At 63.8% G+C, this 14,120-nt stretch carries 15 protein-coding genes and 2 tRNA genes; 12 read left to right on the top strand and 5 right to left on the bottom strand.

Features of this window, described 5'->3' with window-relative positions:
* Positions 1-72 precede the first annotated feature (72 nt).
* The gene (locus tag E3T50_RS08725; RefSeq protein WP_134551490.1) at positions 73-1,059 is read right to left on the bottom strand and encodes a diacylglycerol/lipid kinase family protein; all 987 of its coding nucleotides are present in this window, start codon (positions 1,057-1,059) and stop codon (positions 73-75) included.
* Positions 1,060-1,122: 63 nt separating this feature from the next.
* Here E3T50_RS08725 and serS point away from each other — a divergent pair, with 63 nt between their 5' ends.
* From serS to E3T50_RS08700, 5 genes are all read left to right on the top strand, one after another.
* Positions 1,123-2,403 (top strand): serine--tRNA ligase, encoded by a 1,281-nt coding sequence (gene serS, locus E3T50_RS08720; RefSeq protein WP_134551489.1) that lies wholly within the window; start codon positions 1,123-1,125, stop codon positions 2,401-2,403.
* The gene (locus tag E3T50_RS08715; protein ID WP_134551488.1) at positions 2,400-3,215 is read left to right on the top strand and encodes an HAD family hydrolase; all 816 of its coding nucleotides are present in this window, start codon (positions 2,400-2,402) and stop codon (positions 3,213-3,215) included. Before serS ends, E3T50_RS08715 begins: the two co-directional genes overlap by 4 nt.
* 119 nt (positions 3,216-3,334) lie before the next feature.
* Positions 3,335-3,419 (top strand) — tRNA-Ser (locus E3T50_RS08710).
* 112 nt (positions 3,420-3,531) lie between these two features.
* Complete coding sequence (locus tag E3T50_RS08705; RefSeq protein WP_134551487.1) at positions 3,532-4,797, top strand: LCP family protein; 1,266 nt, start codon at positions 3,532-3,534, stop codon at positions 4,795-4,797.
* Between the two features lie 103 nt (positions 4,798-4,900).
* Positions 4,901-4,991 (top strand) — tRNA-Ser (locus E3T50_RS08700).
* A 40-nt stretch (positions 4,992-5,031) separates the two neighbouring features.
* On the opposite strand, the gene E3T50_RS08695 is transcribed toward E3T50_RS08700, so the two are convergent.
* The 3 genes from E3T50_RS08695 to E3T50_RS08685 form a co-directional block, all read right to left on the bottom strand.
* A complete protein-coding gene (locus E3T50_RS08695) occupies positions 5,032-6,162 on the bottom strand; it encodes a tyrosine-type recombinase/integrase (protein ID WP_134551486.1) in 1,131 nt (376 codons plus the stop codon).
* Between the two features lie 99 nt (positions 6,163-6,261).
* Positions 6,262-6,834, bottom strand: coding sequence for a hypothetical protein (locus E3T50_RS08690; RefSeq protein ID WP_134551485.1), 573 nt, complete (start codon positions 6,832-6,834; stop codon positions 6,262-6,264).
* Positions 6,835-6,912: 78 nt separating this feature from the next.
* A complete protein-coding gene (locus E3T50_RS08685; RefSeq protein ID WP_134551484.1) occupies positions 6,913-7,512 on the bottom strand; it encodes a helix-turn-helix domain-containing protein in 600 nt (199 codons plus the stop codon).
* Positions 7,513-7,616: 104 nt separating this feature from the next.
* On the opposite strand from E3T50_RS08685, the gene E3T50_RS08680 reads away from it, so the two are divergent.
* The 7 genes from E3T50_RS08680 (at position 7,617) to E3T50_RS08655 (ending at position 13,096) form a co-directional block, all read left to right on the top strand.
* Entirely contained in the window at positions 7,617-7,826 is a 210-nt protein-coding gene (locus E3T50_RS08680; protein WP_233200524.1) for a helix-turn-helix transcriptional regulator, read from the top strand.
* 163 nt (positions 7,827-7,989) lie between these two features.
* Positions 7,990-8,418, top strand: coding sequence for a hypothetical protein (locus E3T50_RS08675; protein WP_166784255.1), 429 nt, complete (start codon positions 7,990-7,992; stop codon positions 8,416-8,418).
* 437 nt (positions 8,419-8,855) lie between these two features.
* Positions 8,856-9,218: a single-stranded DNA-binding protein gene (locus E3T50_RS08670; RefSeq protein WP_134551482.1), complete on the top strand. Its 363-nt coding sequence runs from the start codon at positions 8,856-8,858 to the stop codon at positions 9,216-9,218.
* 60 nt (positions 9,219-9,278) lie between these two features.
* Entirely contained in the window at positions 9,279-9,662 is a 384-nt protein-coding gene (locus E3T50_RS08665; RefSeq protein ID WP_134551481.1) for a hypothetical protein, read from the top strand.
* Between the two features lie 331 nt (positions 9,663-9,993).
* Positions 9,994-10,254, top strand: a complete 261-nt coding sequence (locus E3T50_RS16210; RefSeq protein ID WP_166784254.1) for a hypothetical protein — start codon at positions 9,994-9,996, stop codon at positions 10,252-10,254.
* A 185-nt stretch (positions 10,255-10,439) separates the two neighbouring features.
* On the top strand, positions 10,440-11,180 hold the full coding sequence (locus tag E3T50_RS08660) for a hypothetical protein (RefSeq protein ID WP_134551480.1): 741 nt from the start codon (positions 10,440-10,442) through the stop codon (positions 11,178-11,180).
* On the top strand, positions 11,177-13,096 hold the full coding sequence (locus tag E3T50_RS08655; RefSeq protein WP_134551479.1) for a type IV secretory system conjugative DNA transfer family protein: 1,920 nt from the start codon (positions 11,177-11,179) through the stop codon (positions 13,094-13,096). The genes E3T50_RS08660 and E3T50_RS08655 overlap by 4 nt, the downstream gene beginning before the upstream one ends.
* 27 nt (positions 13,097-13,123) lie before the next feature.
* Here the strand turns inward: E3T50_RS08655 and E3T50_RS16205 are convergent, their stop codons facing one another.
* Positions 13,124-14,059, bottom strand: a complete 936-nt coding sequence (locus tag E3T50_RS16205) for a DNA-processing protein DprA (protein ID WP_166784253.1) — start codon at positions 14,057-14,059, stop codon at positions 13,124-13,126.
* Positions 14,060-14,120: the final 61 nt, after the last annotated feature.

Here is a 14,120-nt window from a genome sequence, read left to right as displayed (position 1 = left end):
TGCGGGGCCGCAAAACGACCTGAACCGGCGGTGGCAGGTCGATTCACGACCCCTCCCAACAGAAACGACACGCTACTCGGCCGGCACGCGCACGATGAGCGCGCCCGCGTCGGCGTGCAGCCTCACCTTGCGCACCAGACCGAACTCGTCGCCGTCGAGTTCGAAATCTTGGGGGTGCTCGAGCGCGATGCGAATGTCGGGCCCCCGCAGGGTCGTCATCACCCGTTCATTCGATGATTCCGTCGCCTGAATCATGCGGCGACCCACCGCTGAGCGGCGCAGCACCCCGTTCTCCCAGGTCACCCGCCGCCAGATGGTCAGCCAGCCGAGCACGCCCTTGGGCTGCAGCACGGCAATGTCGAGAATGCCGTCGTCGAGGCGCGCATCGGGCAGAAACTGCAGGTTGCCTGGCAGCAGCCCACAGTTGGCGACGAGAATGGCGCTCACCTGCGCCGGCCGGTCGACCCGCCCGGCAACGCTGTAACGGATGCGAAATGGCCGCGCTTTCGGCAGCGCCCGCGCCACCCCGTCGACGTAGGCGAGCCAGCCCACCTGCTTCTTCAGGTCGTCGCGTGTGTGGGCGATCATCTGCGCGTCGAGGCCGAGCCCGGCCATGACCAGAAAAACGTGTTCCTCCATCGCGCCGGCCTCGGTGGTCACGCTGGCGACGCCAAGGTCGATGGGCTTGTCGACACCGCTGAACGCGATTGATGCTGCGGTGTCAATGCTGCCGAGCGGCAGGAGCAGGTTGCGGGCGAGCAGGTTGCCGGTGCCCGAGGGCACGATAGCCATGGGCACTCCCGACTCGCGCAACGCCTCGGCTACGGCCCGCACCGTGCCGTCACCGCCGGCCGAGAGCACCATGGCGGCGCCGGCATTGAGGGCCCGTTTGGTGGCTGCCTGACCGACATCGTCGACGGACGTTTCAAACCATTGCGTCGCACCCCAGCCGGCGGCCCGCTCCGCTGCGGCCACGCTCGCCCGCAACCTGGCAAGGTCGACCTTGACAGGATTGTAGACGACGGCGGCGTGCTGGGCGAGGTTTTCGGAGGCGCTCACGAGGCCTACGCTACTGGGTTGCCCCCGCGATTGCCCGACGGCAGTCGCTTGTAGACTGGCCGGGTGATTGATCCGGTGCTGTTACGCGAAAACCCTGACCTCTTCAAGCGTTCGCAGGAGGCCCGTGGCGACTCCGTGGAAGCGGTGGATGCCGCGCTGGCCGCAGATGCGGAACGGCGGTCGACGATCACCGCGTTCGAAGACCTGCGGGCTGCACAGAACCTGTTCGGCAAGCGCGTGGCTGCCGCGCCCGGCGCCGAGAAGAAAGCCCTCGTTGCCGAGGCGCAAAGCCTCGCCGTCGAGGTGAAAGCTGCTGGAGTCATCGCCGGCGAGGCAGATGCCCGCTTCACCGCGATCGTCAAGACCATCGCGAACCCGATCCTCGACGGTGTTCCGTGCGGCGCCGAAGAAAACTTCGCGACCTTGCGCACCCACGGCGAGGCCCCGGTGTTCGACTTCGAGCCGCGCGACCACCTCGAACTCGGCGAACTGCTCGGTGCCATCGATATGGCGCGCGGCGCCAAGGTCTCCGGTACCCGCTTCTACTTCCTGAAGGGCATCGGTGCCCGCCTCGAGATCGCTCTCATGAACATGGCGCTGGACCGTGCGCTCGAAGCCGGCTTCGTGCCGCTCATCACCCCCACCCTGGTGCGCCCCGAAATCATGGACGGCACCGGTTTTCTCGGTGAACACAACGACGAGGTCTACTACCTGCCCGCCGATGACCTCTACCTCACCGGCACGAGCGAGGTCGCGCTCGCCGGGTACCACAAAGATGAGATCCTCGACCTGTCCGAGGAACCCCTGCGTTACGCCGGCTGGTCCACCTGCTACCGCCGTGAGGCTGGCTCGGGCGGAAAAGACACCCGCGGCATCATTCGCGTGCACCAGTTCAACAAGCTCGAAATGTTCACCTACGTGCTGCCCGAAAATGCCGATGCCGAGCACGAGCGCCTCGTAGCCCTGCAGGAAGGCATGCTGCAGTCCCTGGGCCTCAGCTACCGGGTGATCGATGTGGCCGCCGGCGACCTCGGGTCGAGCGCCGCCCGCAAGTTCGACATCGAGGCCTGGGTTCCCACCCAGAACGCCTACCGCGAGTTGACCAGCACGAGTAACTGCACCACCTATCAGGCGCGCCGGTTGGATATCCGCTATCGCACCGAATCGGGCAAAACCACGCCGGTCGCCACCCTGAACGGCACGCTCGCGACCACCCGCTGGATCGTGGCCATTCTCGAAACACACCAGCAAGCGGATGGGTCAGTGCTCGTTCCCGAGGCGCTGCGGCCCTACCTCGGCGGCCTCGAGGTGCTGACGCCGCTCCGCGTGAAGGGATCGAAATGACCACAGTGCTCACGACCACGCCGTGGCTCGTCGCCCTCGACATCGACGGCACCACGATGCACGTAGACGGCTCGATCAGCCAGGCCGTGATCGACGAGGTCGCCCGCCTCGCCGCTGCTGGACACGAGGTCATGTTGGCCACCGGGCGTTCCGCGGCCGCTGCCCTGCCAGTGCTCGACCGGCTCGGCATCTCACCGCGTTACGTGGTCTGCTCCAACGGTGCCATCACCATGCACCGTGACGCCTCCGCGCCCATGGGATACCGGCGGGAATGGGTCGAAACCTTTGACCCGAGCGACGTGCTCACCTCGATTCGCGCGCACCTCGGCTCGGCCAGGTTCGCGGTTGAAGACGAGCACGGCTTCTACCGCTACACCGAGCCGATTCCCGATGCCACGATCGGTATGGACAGCGAACGGGTCGATTTCGATGAGCTCCTCAAACACCAGGCGACCCGGGTAGTTGTCATCTCGCCCGACCACGACATGGAGGATTTCCTCCACGTCGTCGAACGGATGGGGCTGAACGGGGTGAGCTACGCCATCGGGTGGACCGCCTGGCTCGATATCGCCCCCGATGGCGTCAACAAGGCAACGGCGATGGAGCGGGTGCGCGTGTCGCTTGGTGTTCCCCGCGACCGGGTCATGGCCGTCGGTGATGGTCGCAATGACATCGACATGCTGCAGTGGGCCGGTGAATTCGGTCGCGGTGTCGCCATGGGCGAGTCGCCCCACGACGTCCTCGCCGCCGGTTCGGAGATCACCGGCAATGTCTCAATCGACGGCCTCGCCACGGTACTGCGCACGCTCTGACCGGTATCCAGCCGGTTGTCAGGCCGCTCTGTCAGTGTGTGAGGTCTGTCATCGGCTAGAATCGGGCCAGTTCGCCTAATTCATCCCGCGCAGTATTTTGCACGGAAAATGGGCAACCGGGAGGGCTGTCCGAGCGGCCGATGGAGCCAGTCTTGAAAACTGGTGGGCAGAAATGTCTCGTGGGTTCGAATCCCACGCCCTCCGCAGCACGATTTCACGCTCCACCGCACGGCAGCTTCACTGAACCGAACAAGACCGGCGCACAACCATTGGCGCCGCAGGCCGATCAGGCCGACCACCCGATGAGAGGACATGAGTGAGCGACCAGCTTCGCCCCCGCCGGGCCGGCTCCAAGAACCTCAAAACCGTTGCGCGTCATGGCCGGCTCAAAAAGTCGAACGCTGCCGTGACCGTGGCGAAGTTCATTGCGGGCAGCGTGGCCGTCGTTCTGGTCAGCGGATTCTCCGTGGCCGCCATCGCGACCTACGACGTCGCCGTGAGCGTGCAGCCCGGCGTGCACCTCGCCAATGAGAGCGACGGCCCGGTCCCGTCGATCGGCGCCATAGACGGCGGCGTCAACATGCTCATCGTCGGAAGCGACAGTCGAGTCGGCCAGGACGCAGCGTTCGGCCCGAAGGACTCCACCGGCGACCTCAACGATGTGACGATGCTGCTGCACATCTCGGAAGACCACAGCAACGCCTCGGTCATCAGCTTCCCCCGTGACATGTTCGTCTCCATCCCCTCCTGCCCCAACCCCGAAGGCGGCTCGTTCAACGCGATGAGCAGCCAGAAGATCAACACCACGCTCAGCTACGGCGGGCTCGCCTGCACCGTGCTGACCGTTGAGAAGCTCACCGGACTCTCCATTCCATTTGCAGCCGAGGCGCAGTTCAGCGGCGTCATGTCCATGTCCTCCGCCGTCGGCGGCGTGCCGGTCTGCGTCGCGGAGCGCATCGAAGACGAATACACCGGAACCTTCCTCGACCCGGGCGAGCACCTGCTCGAGGGCTATGAGGCGTTGCAATTTCTGCGCACCCGCCACGGCCTCGGCGACGGCAGCGACCTGACCCGCATCAACAACCAGCAGTTGTTCATGTCGTCGCTCGTGCGCACGATCCAGAGCGCCGACACCCTCTCCGACCCGACCAAGGTATACGCCCTGGCCAAGGCAGTGACAGCCAACATGCGCCTATCGGAGAGCCTCAACAGCGTGACGACCCTCGCATCGATCGCCGTCGCGCTGAAGGATATCAATCTCAACCAGGTCGTCTTCGCCCAGGTGCCCACCGGCAACGTGACGGGCGGTGTCAAAGCCATTCAGCCGGCATTCGACGACCTGTTCGCGGCGGTCGCTGCCGATGAACCGCTGACTCTGAGCGGAACCACCGGCCGTGGCACTGTCGCCGACCCGAATGCTCCGGTTGAAGCCGCTCCCGTTCCGGCCGCGACCGACGTTCCGGTGGCTACCGAGGCGCCCGCCACGGAGGCTCCCGGAGTTGTCCTGTCGGATTCGGTGACCGGTCAAACGGCCGGCGATTACACCTGCACGGCCGGTCGAACCCTGCGCGAGCAAGGGTAGCCGGGCGCCGGTATCCTTTTCTCCGGCCGTGGTTTTCATGGTCAGAGCGGATGCCCCCGGTACGGCTAAGATAAGGGAGTGTGTTTGCGCAAGCAGGCACCGAGGAGACGTCGCATAGTTCGGCTTAGTGCACCACCCTGCTAAGGTGGAGTACCCTTTACGGGGTACCGTGGGTTCAAATCCCACCGTCTCCGCAGCCATTTGAACCCCTGAATCCCATATGAACACTGGGAGTCAGGGGTTTTCCTTTGCCCCAAAATTCTGTTTTGGCAACATTTTGGCAACATTTGAAAAAATAGCGGCCTGATTCAAACGGTCTGCAACGGCGTCCAGGTCGTCATCGAAGAGGTCCGCGTAGGTGTCGAGGGTCATCGCTGCGGAGGCATGACCGAGCATCCGTTGCACCGCTTTGACGTTTGCGCCGACGCTCACTGCGAGACTTGCGGCCGTGTGGCGGAGGTCGTGAATTGTCATCCGTGGTAGGCCTGCCGTCGTAAGTGCCGTCAGAAACCAGCTCCGCGTGCCCAGGCTTACCCGGGTGCGTTTGAGGTGGTTTCCGAATCGATCGGCGAAGACGAGTGCCGTTGCCGGCTTGTCTCGACATTCGTCACTCAGTCCGGGGAGTAGGAACGCGGGGAAGGGCACCGAGCGCACTTTGTAGGACTTCGGAGTTCCGACCTCTATCTGCGAACCGACCTCAACAGCGTTGCGATTGACGTTGATTCTGCGCTTGAGAAAGTCGATGTCCTTGACCTGAAGCCCGATGGCTTCGCCCCAGCGGAGGCCGCAATACGCCATTATGAGAACGAGAGTTGCACGGTCGCCGGAGGCGGTCGCCAGCGCTGCGACCTGTCTGTGTGACAGGTAGGTGTGCTCCTTGGCAATCTTGCGAGGCAGGTTCACGCCGCGCGCCGGATTCGAGGTGATTCGCTTGTCCTTGACGGCAACGTCGAGGGTCGAAGCGAGGACGCCGTAGGCGCGGAGGACAGTCGTCGCGCCCTTTACCGCGGTAAGTTCAGTCACCCACGACTGAACGTCACTGTGACGAATTTCGCCCACAGTTCGGGTGCCCCAAGCTGGCTTCACGTAGAGGCGCCACGCGATTTCAACCGGGCGCAGGCTGGAGGGCTTGAGATGTGACTGGTGGTGGAGCCATTGAGCACCCAATGTCGCAATGGTCAATCGACCAGCTGAGGCCTCGATGAAATCGCCGTTCGCCTTGGTGACTTCGACCGTTGAGAGAAAGAGCGCGGCATCCCGTTTCGTCGTAAAGCCGCGTTTCTGTGCTTGATCGTGGTCCGGCTTGCGATAGACGACTCGGTAGCGCTTACCGGCCTTCGTTAGATACGAGTAGATGCTGCCCATGATCTCACCTCGGGATCGTCAGTGATTGTGCTGGATCCACTCTCCTCTCGCCCACCGACATTGGGCTGGGCGAAGTCAGTAAGACCATCCCTCTGTTTCTCAGCCAGCCGCGGCCAGATATCTAGTGAGTTGTTTGATACGCCGGCTGAATTTAGGGAGGCGCACTTCGGTGGTGTCGAATGCAGTAGTCGCAGCGATTTTGTCAGCGGACTCTACGAATCGCTCGCCCTCGACTTTTACAGCCAAACGACTTCGCTCGCGGAGCTGCGTGTGGAGCTCCGGCGTCGCCAAGAGCTGGGCGCGTTCGGAGTGTTCGTCGTTGGTGGCCCAGTGGTAAGCGCCGTCGACCGCGCTCAAGATCCAGGCATCGAACTGGACCACGGTCATGTTATCGAAGCTCGAGCTGAGGTTGGCGATGTCGAACCGGGCCGAGGGTGTGGCGACGGGGGCGAGGAGGAAGATTGGCGAGACGCGTAGGGCCTTGGCGATGTTGAGCAGTTGGCTGACGAGAAGGTCGTCCTTGCCGCCAGCCTCGATATTCTGCACGATCGATTCGGTGACATTGTCGCCTAGGATGAGATCGGCGCGGGCGCTAGCCGAACGGATGGCGTGCTGCTTGCGAATCGCTTGAATGCGGTCGCCGATCCCAGCCTGCGCCAGGAAATTCATCACGCGCACAGAGTGCAACTCAAGGGCGATACCTCGACCGCTCACACGCGGACGATAGTTATTCGGCCCGGGCTCAGCGGTCTACTTGACCCATCCTTCGAGGTCCCAGCCCGCGTCGGTGAGATAGCTGCTGAGTTGTTCGATGCGCCGGTTTGCCTCGGCAAGTCGTTCCTGCGTGGTATCCCAGATCGCGGGGTCCGTGTTGACCTCACCCGGCGGCGTGAGTTCCGCTTCGATGGCCGCGTTGGTGGTGAGACGGCGGCGCTCGCGCAGGCTGGCAATGAGCTGGCGCATGGCCTCGAGCTGCGAGCGTTCCGTGCGCTCGGTGAGGTCACGCCACCGGTAGGTGCCATTCGTTTCCCCGGAGATCCAGGCATCGAATTCAGCGACGGTCATTCCCTCGAAGGTATTGCTGAGGTTTACCAGGTCGAGCGCGTCATGCGGGCGCCCGATTGGTGCAAGGAGAAAAACCGGTGGAACGCGCAGCGCGTGGGAGATGTTCAGGAGTTGGCTGACCGAGAGGTCCTGCTTGCGGCCGGCTTCAAGGTTTTGCAGGATCGCCTCGGTGACATTGCCGCCGGGCATGAGGTCGGCGAGGTCCTTGGCGGAGCGGATGCCGTGCCGTTTCCGGATGGCTTGAATCCGCTCGCCAATTCCGGACTGCCTCACAAAACCTGTCATGCCGACACCGTACAGCTATTGGTCCTTGTCAAACAGCGAAAAGCGTTTTATTGTGATCGCAACACGAAGCAATGAGTGTCTCGTGTCACCGAAGGGACGTAATCATGACCGAAGAATTCATCCTCCCCGTCGTCGTCGCCGAACTCACCGGACTGACCGTCGGCGGGCTGGCCCACCTGCGCTACTTGGGTCGGGGACCGCGCTTCTACAAGCCGACGCCGAAGAAAGTCTTGTACAAGCGGGCCGAAGTGATCGCCTGGGTCGAGGCGAGCGCACAGACGCAGACGGGCAAACGCGCCCTCGTGACGCGGTGAGGCCGCGCCTCCTGTTGCAGGCGACCAAATCGTCGGCTCGCGGCAGGCCAAAGATAAAGCCCCGGGTTGCACCCCGGGGCAAGGATCGAACACCCGCAAAGGATCTGATCTATGTCCAGAATACTGAAATTTTGCCATCTCGCAACGCCTCGCACCCGATCCGGTGGGTGAGAGCACTGTGGGCCTATATGCGGCTAAGGGCGCGGTTCTCGCAGCTGCACGCCTGGGCCTGGGGCACGCGGCAACCCGGCTGCTCGTGCACATGGCCTTGGAAACCTGGGACGACAACGACAACCCCGGTAATCAACCGCCGCGACGGTACTTCGCATCCCGAGAATCCTCGGCGATCGCCCTGGGCTATCTGGCTCCGGACAACGGATCAGAGTCGGCGTATCACTCGGTCAAGCGGGCGATCGCGGAACTCGTCGCCAGCGGCGCTATCGAGCGAGTCAGTGCTGGCCACCGTGGCCACAATGCCGAGTTCAATCTGCTCGTCGACAGCACGAGACCGGGCGGTCACCGACGGTACGAGACCAACGTCATTCCGATGCTTCGACGCGGAGGTTTGGGGGCCGGTGAGCGGCCTCCGTAGGGGGCCGTTTAGCGTACCGATAGGGGGCCAGATCTGGCCCTATAGGGGGCCACTGATCGGCCCCCCTAACAGTACTAACAGGACAAACAAAAAATTAACAGTACGCGCGCGCGAAAAACACCTGTGGATAACTTGCCAGCAACGTCGGGCAAAGGCCCCTTGATCGCGGCCGCAATCGGCGCGCATCCCCACCGCGTGAAACGCAATTTGTGACCTGTCCGGCCGATCACCGTAGCTCGCTACGCGCCTCCCGTTCCCAGATTCTCAGACGCGGTCGCTGGCTCCCTTATCTCGCCTGAAATTCGGGGCACTCCCAGCGCTCCCGCTCGCTATCGATTCTTCTCGCCGGACGGCACAAAAAATAGTTGGTCGAAGAACCCAAAGCCAACGACTCCCCACCGCAATTCAACGCACCACCCATCGAAGGAGAAGCACTCATGTCCACACGCACCATCATCGGCAACCTGGCTCTGGACCCCGAGGTCGTCACAGCCGGCAGCATTCAGATCACCAAGCTGCGAGTCATCGAGAACACAGGCGAGTACCGCGGCGGCAAATGGCTCGCCCACGACGCCGCAACCACGCATTTCGTGGAAGCTAAGTTCGAGCTCGGCCAAAACGTCGCCGCCACCTTGCATAAGGGCGACCCCGTCATCGTCGTCGGCCGCGAACACACTGACAGCTGGGGCGACGAGCAGACACGCCAATACGGCCGCGTCATCGACGCCGACAACGTCGGACCCGACCTCAACCGCGCCGTCGCCACCGTTCGCCGCAACTCCAAGCCTGACACCGAATAGCTATTCAGGGTGGGCCGCACGCGCGGCCCACCCTGAATACCTCATGAAAGGAGCACCACCATGAACGACCACGACAGCGAATTGATCAGCCGGGCGAACGAGCTGGCCGACATCGCACGCAGCCTGGCGCACGCGACTCGTGCGATCGAACGGCCCTACGACTCGTACCTGCTGCTCGGGTGTCTGACCGCCACCCAGCGCTCCCTCGGCCAGGTGTACGACCAGCTCGCCAACTGGCACAGCACCGTCGTCGACGGCGTCGAGTGCAACGGCGAAGACGGCTGCGGCGCCGGCTGCGCGCCCGGAGTCGCTCGGGCTGAACTCGGCCTTCGCGATGCCGCCCAATTCGCCGGCATCGTCGAAGATGCCCTCATGCAAGCCCACAACGCCAACAGCGTCGTCCGCTGGTTCGACAGCGTGGAACGATTCCGGCGCTTGTCGTAACGAGCTGATTCCGGTGACGGAACGGCCCGTGATCGCACATCGAGTTGTTCATGCCTCGACGGCTGAAACGACATAGAGCCGACAAGATTTGGCCGCTCGCGTCGACGCTTCCGCGGGTCCAGCGTCACAGGACGCCATCAATATCCGGGCCCCCATTTCGGCTTCGCCCGGCGGAGCAGGTCCAGTGCGGGCGACTGCTAGATGCGCAGCAGAGGGGCCAAAGATCGGTCGCAGGCACCACGTCGTCCGTCACGAATTTGACGCACGAAGAGCGCCACAAGCCTGCGCGGGTATTCGTCCACCTATTCACTGGCAGCGAATAGGTAAACGAATGGGTAGGGGGTCTCTTTCCCTGTCCCACCGCCGCCCCCTCGCTGCGCTCGCTTCCCAACCTCTCACACCCATCGTTCCTCAGTGTGTAGGAGGTTGGGAAGTAAAGGGGTGGTGGTGGGACAGGGAAAGAGAAGAAAAAGGTAGAAGAAAAAAACAGAAGTACAAAAACAAAAAAGAAAAAACTGAAAAGAAAAAAATAGGGAGAACAAGAAGAGAAGACAGAGAAGAAGTGAAAAAAGTGACGAGAAAAGCTAGGTAAAGCCGGCAGAAAATGTGGGAGCTGACGGCAGAGAGTAGGAAGCAATCGGATAAGAAAAACGACGAGCAGAAGCGGTGAGGTCGATGAGTTGAAGTGGACGATGTGCGGTGTGGCATGCGGGGCTGTGTCGGTGGCTGGGTGCAGAATCGTGGTGGAAAGCTGAAACGTTGTCAGTTTGGAGCTGGGTGATGGTGCAGGTGACGGAGCGCGACGAGGCACTTCTGGCATGGTTGGACGTTGTTCGGTTGGCGGATATGGACGCCGTGCGGTGGGCGTTGGGCGCCCTGTCTGGTGTTGGTGAGCCGGTGTCGTTGCGCCGGGCGCAGCAGTGGGCTGCGCGGATGATCGGGACTGGATTGCTGGGCCGGGGCCGGGTTGCGTATCGGGACGGGTCGATAGTGTGGGCCACGTATCTGGCGATTGGGAAGCCGGCGCCGAATCTGTTTCGGCAGACGACGCGGCATGAGGTAGCGGTTGCGACGGTGTCGGCGCGCTATCTGGCGCAGGGGTTCACGTGGCGGCGGGACCGCAAACCGAACAGCGTGCGCGAGCATCAGGCTGATGGGGTGGCCGAGCGTGACGGGGTTGTCGAGTTGGTGGAGGTGGAGTTGACGCCGAAGACGTGGCAGCGGTATCAGTCGATTTGTCAGAGCCACGCGTATCGCTTGGCGCATGAGGGGATTGATCGGGTGGTGTATTTCTGCACGGCGGACGCTGATCGGGCGGTAACACGGGAGGCGGACAAGCACCTGGTCCGCACCGACCGACCCCGTTTCGTTTCCCAACACTCCCTCGACGCACGCGGGTACTGGACCGGCGCCGAGCTGGGCGCCGGCGCCTACGCGACCGCACACGGACGAGCCGCCCACGTGGTGGAGCTCGAGAGCAGCAGCGGGTGGGGCGAGTCGACGCAGGTCCGCGCATGAGCGAGACGGCCGTTCCGGTAGAGACGGACGCCACCAGCGACACGATCGCGCGGCTGCTCGGCGCCGCGTTCGCGGTCGTCATGGTCTTGATTGCGTTGCCGCTGGTCGTGCCGGTCGTGGTGAGCCGGCTTGCCGGCGACGTTATCGCGACGAAGACCCGGTTCTGGGTGGTGTGGCGGTGGCAGTGGACGGTTAATACGGTCGGCATCCTCCTCGTAGCCGCGCTCCTCACTTGGGAGGCAATCCTGCTGGCGGACTGGATCCGCTCGGGGGCCGCGACCGAGTTCTTTGACGACGCTGAGTGGTGGGCGCAGCTCTGGTCGATGTTTGGTCCGTGGGTGGTGGCGAATTTCTTTGCCGGGGTGCTGTTGCTGCCGGCCGCGTGGTCGTTGCGGCGGCGGAAAATCGCCGAGCAGGTTCGGTCCCGGCGAGTATCGAACGTGGTGCGGCAGGAGAAGATTGAGACCGCACGCAAGCGTGCCGCCGACAGCAGCGTGGCCCGCCGCATCGGCGTGCGCCTCGAGGCCGAGACAGGCCGCATCGTCGGCACCACCCGCCAAGCGGTCACCGTGCCGCTGGCCGTGGGAGATCAGCGGCAGGCATTCGGGGTGACGAGCCGGGTGACGATTCGAACCCTCGCTGACCGCTTCTATGACATGCGCCGCGTGCGCGACTGGGTCGATGCAACCGGAAAATACCTGGTACTGCCGCCGACGGCATCGTCGGTGCGGGCACTGATCATCGCGGAGTCCGGCAGCGGCAAAACCGTCCTGATCAACGGACTCGTACTGTGTGCATTGGAATACGGGTGGCCCGTGTTCGTCATAGACGCGAAAGGCGACCCGGCTGACGCCGAGAACCTGGTCGCCGTGGCGCAGACCTATGGTCGCACCGCGACAACCGGCGGTACGTGGAACCTTTTTAACGGCACCGGCGACCAGATCACGGCGAAGCTGATGCGGCTGATGCCCGTACCTGACGGCGCGAACCAGCATTATCTCGATGAGATTCGTGGGGTGCTGCAAATGGTGCAAGGCAGGTCTCCGCTGAGCAGCATCGATGACCTGCGCGAGCGGTTGACCTACCCAGCCCGGTTCGTCGACGACACCGACGACCTGCCGCTGATCAACAAGCGCGTGGAGCGAGACGGGTCGACCGCGGGAGCACGGGCGTTGCAGAGCCTACTGGTGGCGCTGCGGCCGATGCAACGCTGGATCGGCCAGGACGGCTGGTCCTACAACGCGCCGAAAGCTGACGTGACGGTCATTCCGCTGTCGCCGGTCGACGATGCTCAGGCGCGGCTGGGTGATCTGCTCCTGCTGGACTTGCGGAACTTTCTCGCCACCCGGTTGGAGCGTCGCGACAAGTCCCCGGTGGTCGTCATCGTTGACGAATTCCCCCAGCTGGTGACAGGGTCGCAGGACCCGGGTGATACTGCGGGGAGCCTGTTTGAGACGGCGCGCAGCGCCGGCGTCGGCTTAGTCCTCGCGACGCAGAGCCCGGCGGGCCTATCTAACGATGAGGTCCGCCGTCGCCGTGCACTCACGAGTGGCGCTGCGCTGATCTTTGGCCGATCCAAAGACCCGGAAGATGTGGTGAAGTATGCCGGGACGGTGATGCGGATGGAATCCGCCGGCCGCGCCACCGGCGAGGAACTCGGCAGCGCCCGCGCCCAACACACCTACGTCATCCCACCGCAAGATGTGCGGGAAGCGGCGGACGGAGCGTTCTGGATCGTGCAGGGCGGCGCGATCGCTCCGTTCCGAGCACTGCCCAACCGGCAACTGCAGACACCACCATCCGCGCCGCTTACACCGGTGCCGGCGCCGGCGCCGGCTGACGTCGAGCGTGGTCGTGACGCGGAGGTCGTGCGGCTCGACGTCGTCGAGACGGATGAATCCGGGAGCGCCGCCTGACCGATGCGGGCGGCGCTCTCGCCAGGGTCAGAGTCGGTCGGCGTCGTCAATGGTGGCGACAAGTTGGGCGCCGTACTGACGGATGAGCCGGTCGCATCCCGCATTGGCCACGGTCGCAGCCAACCCGCGCACGGCACCGCACGGCCGGCCCAGTTCCATGGCGGTCACCGCGGTGTGCAGGTCCCCGGACTCGTATTCCGCTTCGACGATGACGGTCTTGGTTGCGAGCGCAGCGAGGAGTCGGTTGCCGCCTTGGAACTGCCACGCCGAGGGCGTGCGTCCCGGTGGGATTTCACTCACGATGACACCGCGCGTCGCGACTGCGTCGACCAGCTCCGCGTTTTCCGCAGGGCAAGTGTCGTCCATGCCCGTGGGGAGAACAACCACGTTGCGGCCGGCGAATGCCCGACCGGTGGCGAGGGCGGCGGTGTCGATGCCGCGAGCGGCGCCGGAGGCAATCGCCCAGCCGCGCTCGATTAGACCGGAGGCCAGGTCCACGCAAAGGTGCCTGCCGTACGGGGTCGCGAACTGCGTGCCCGTCAACGCCACGCTCGGCGCGCTCAGAAGCAAAGCGTCCCCGCGCACCCAGAGAGCAAACGGTCCTGCCTCTCCGAGGTCGGCAACGGATGCCGGCCAGTTCGAATGTGATGGCGTGAGCAGCTCGTACCCGCCTGCGACGGTGAGACGGATCGCGTCGACGACCCGGTTGACCGAGTACCGAGGCAGGCTGGTCGATCGCAGCTGCGCGATGGTCCCGTCTCTGCCACTGGCTGTATCGGGGTCGAGGCTGAGGAGGGCGTTCAGGGCTGCTTCGGCCCCATACCCTGCGATGAGTGCGCAAACGTGGGGGTCGCCCGGTTCGGCGATGGTGGCCCAGGCGGTGCGGGCGATGGTGTCGTGGCTGATGGGACTGCTTACGGTGGTGTCGGTGCTGATGGTGTCGATAACCGCAGCGATGGTCATGATGGTGGCTCCCTCTCCTGGACCGAATATTTTGTTTGCCTTCCGGCGAGAGAAATCGATA

This window comes from Cryobacterium gelidum, assembly GCF_004403985.1.
In the GTDB taxonomy this organism is placed as follows: Bacteria; Actinomycetota; Actinomycetes; order Actinomycetales; family Microbacteriaceae; genus Cryobacterium; species Cryobacterium gelidum.
Note: the sequence above shows the minus strand (reverse complement) of the source record. Positions and strands in the feature narration are given on the sequence as shown.

Excerpts from the sequence above, each read along its gene's own strand:
- E3T50_RS08715 (WP_134551488.1), top strand. The coding sequence starts at position 2,400 with ATGACCACAGTGCTCACGACCACGCCGTGGCTCGTCGCCCTCGACATC.
- E3T50_RS08695 (WP_134551486.1), bottom strand. The coding sequence starts at position 6,162 with ATGGGCAGCATCTACTCGTATCTAACGAAGGCCGGTAAGCGCTACCGA.
- E3T50_RS08685 (WP_134551484.1), bottom strand. The coding sequence starts at position 7,512 with ATGACAGGTTTTGTGAGGCAGTCCGGAATTGGCGAGCGGATTCAAGCC.
- E3T50_RS08680 (WP_233200524.1), top strand. The coding sequence starts at position 7,617 with ATGACCGAAGAATTCATCCTCCCCGTCGTCGTCGCCGAACTCACCGGA.
- E3T50_RS08670 (WP_134551482.1), top strand. The coding sequence starts at position 8,856 with ATGTCCACACGCACCATCATCGGCAACCTGGCTCTGGACCCCGAGGTC.
- E3T50_RS08665 (WP_134551481.1), top strand. The coding sequence starts at position 9,279 with ATGAACGACCACGACAGCGAATTGATCAGCCGGGCGAACGAGCTGGCC.
- E3T50_RS16210 (WP_166784254.1), top strand. The coding sequence starts at position 9,994 with ATGGGTAGGGGGTCTCTTTCCCTGTCCCACCGCCGCCCCCTCGCTGCG.
- E3T50_RS08655 (WP_134551479.1), top strand. The coding sequence starts at position 11,177 with ATGAGCGAGACGGCCGTTCCGGTAGAGACGGACGCCACCAGCGACACG.
- E3T50_RS16205 (WP_166784253.1), bottom strand. The coding sequence starts at position 14,059 with ATGACCATCGCTGCGGTTATCGACACCATCAGCACCGACACCACCGTA.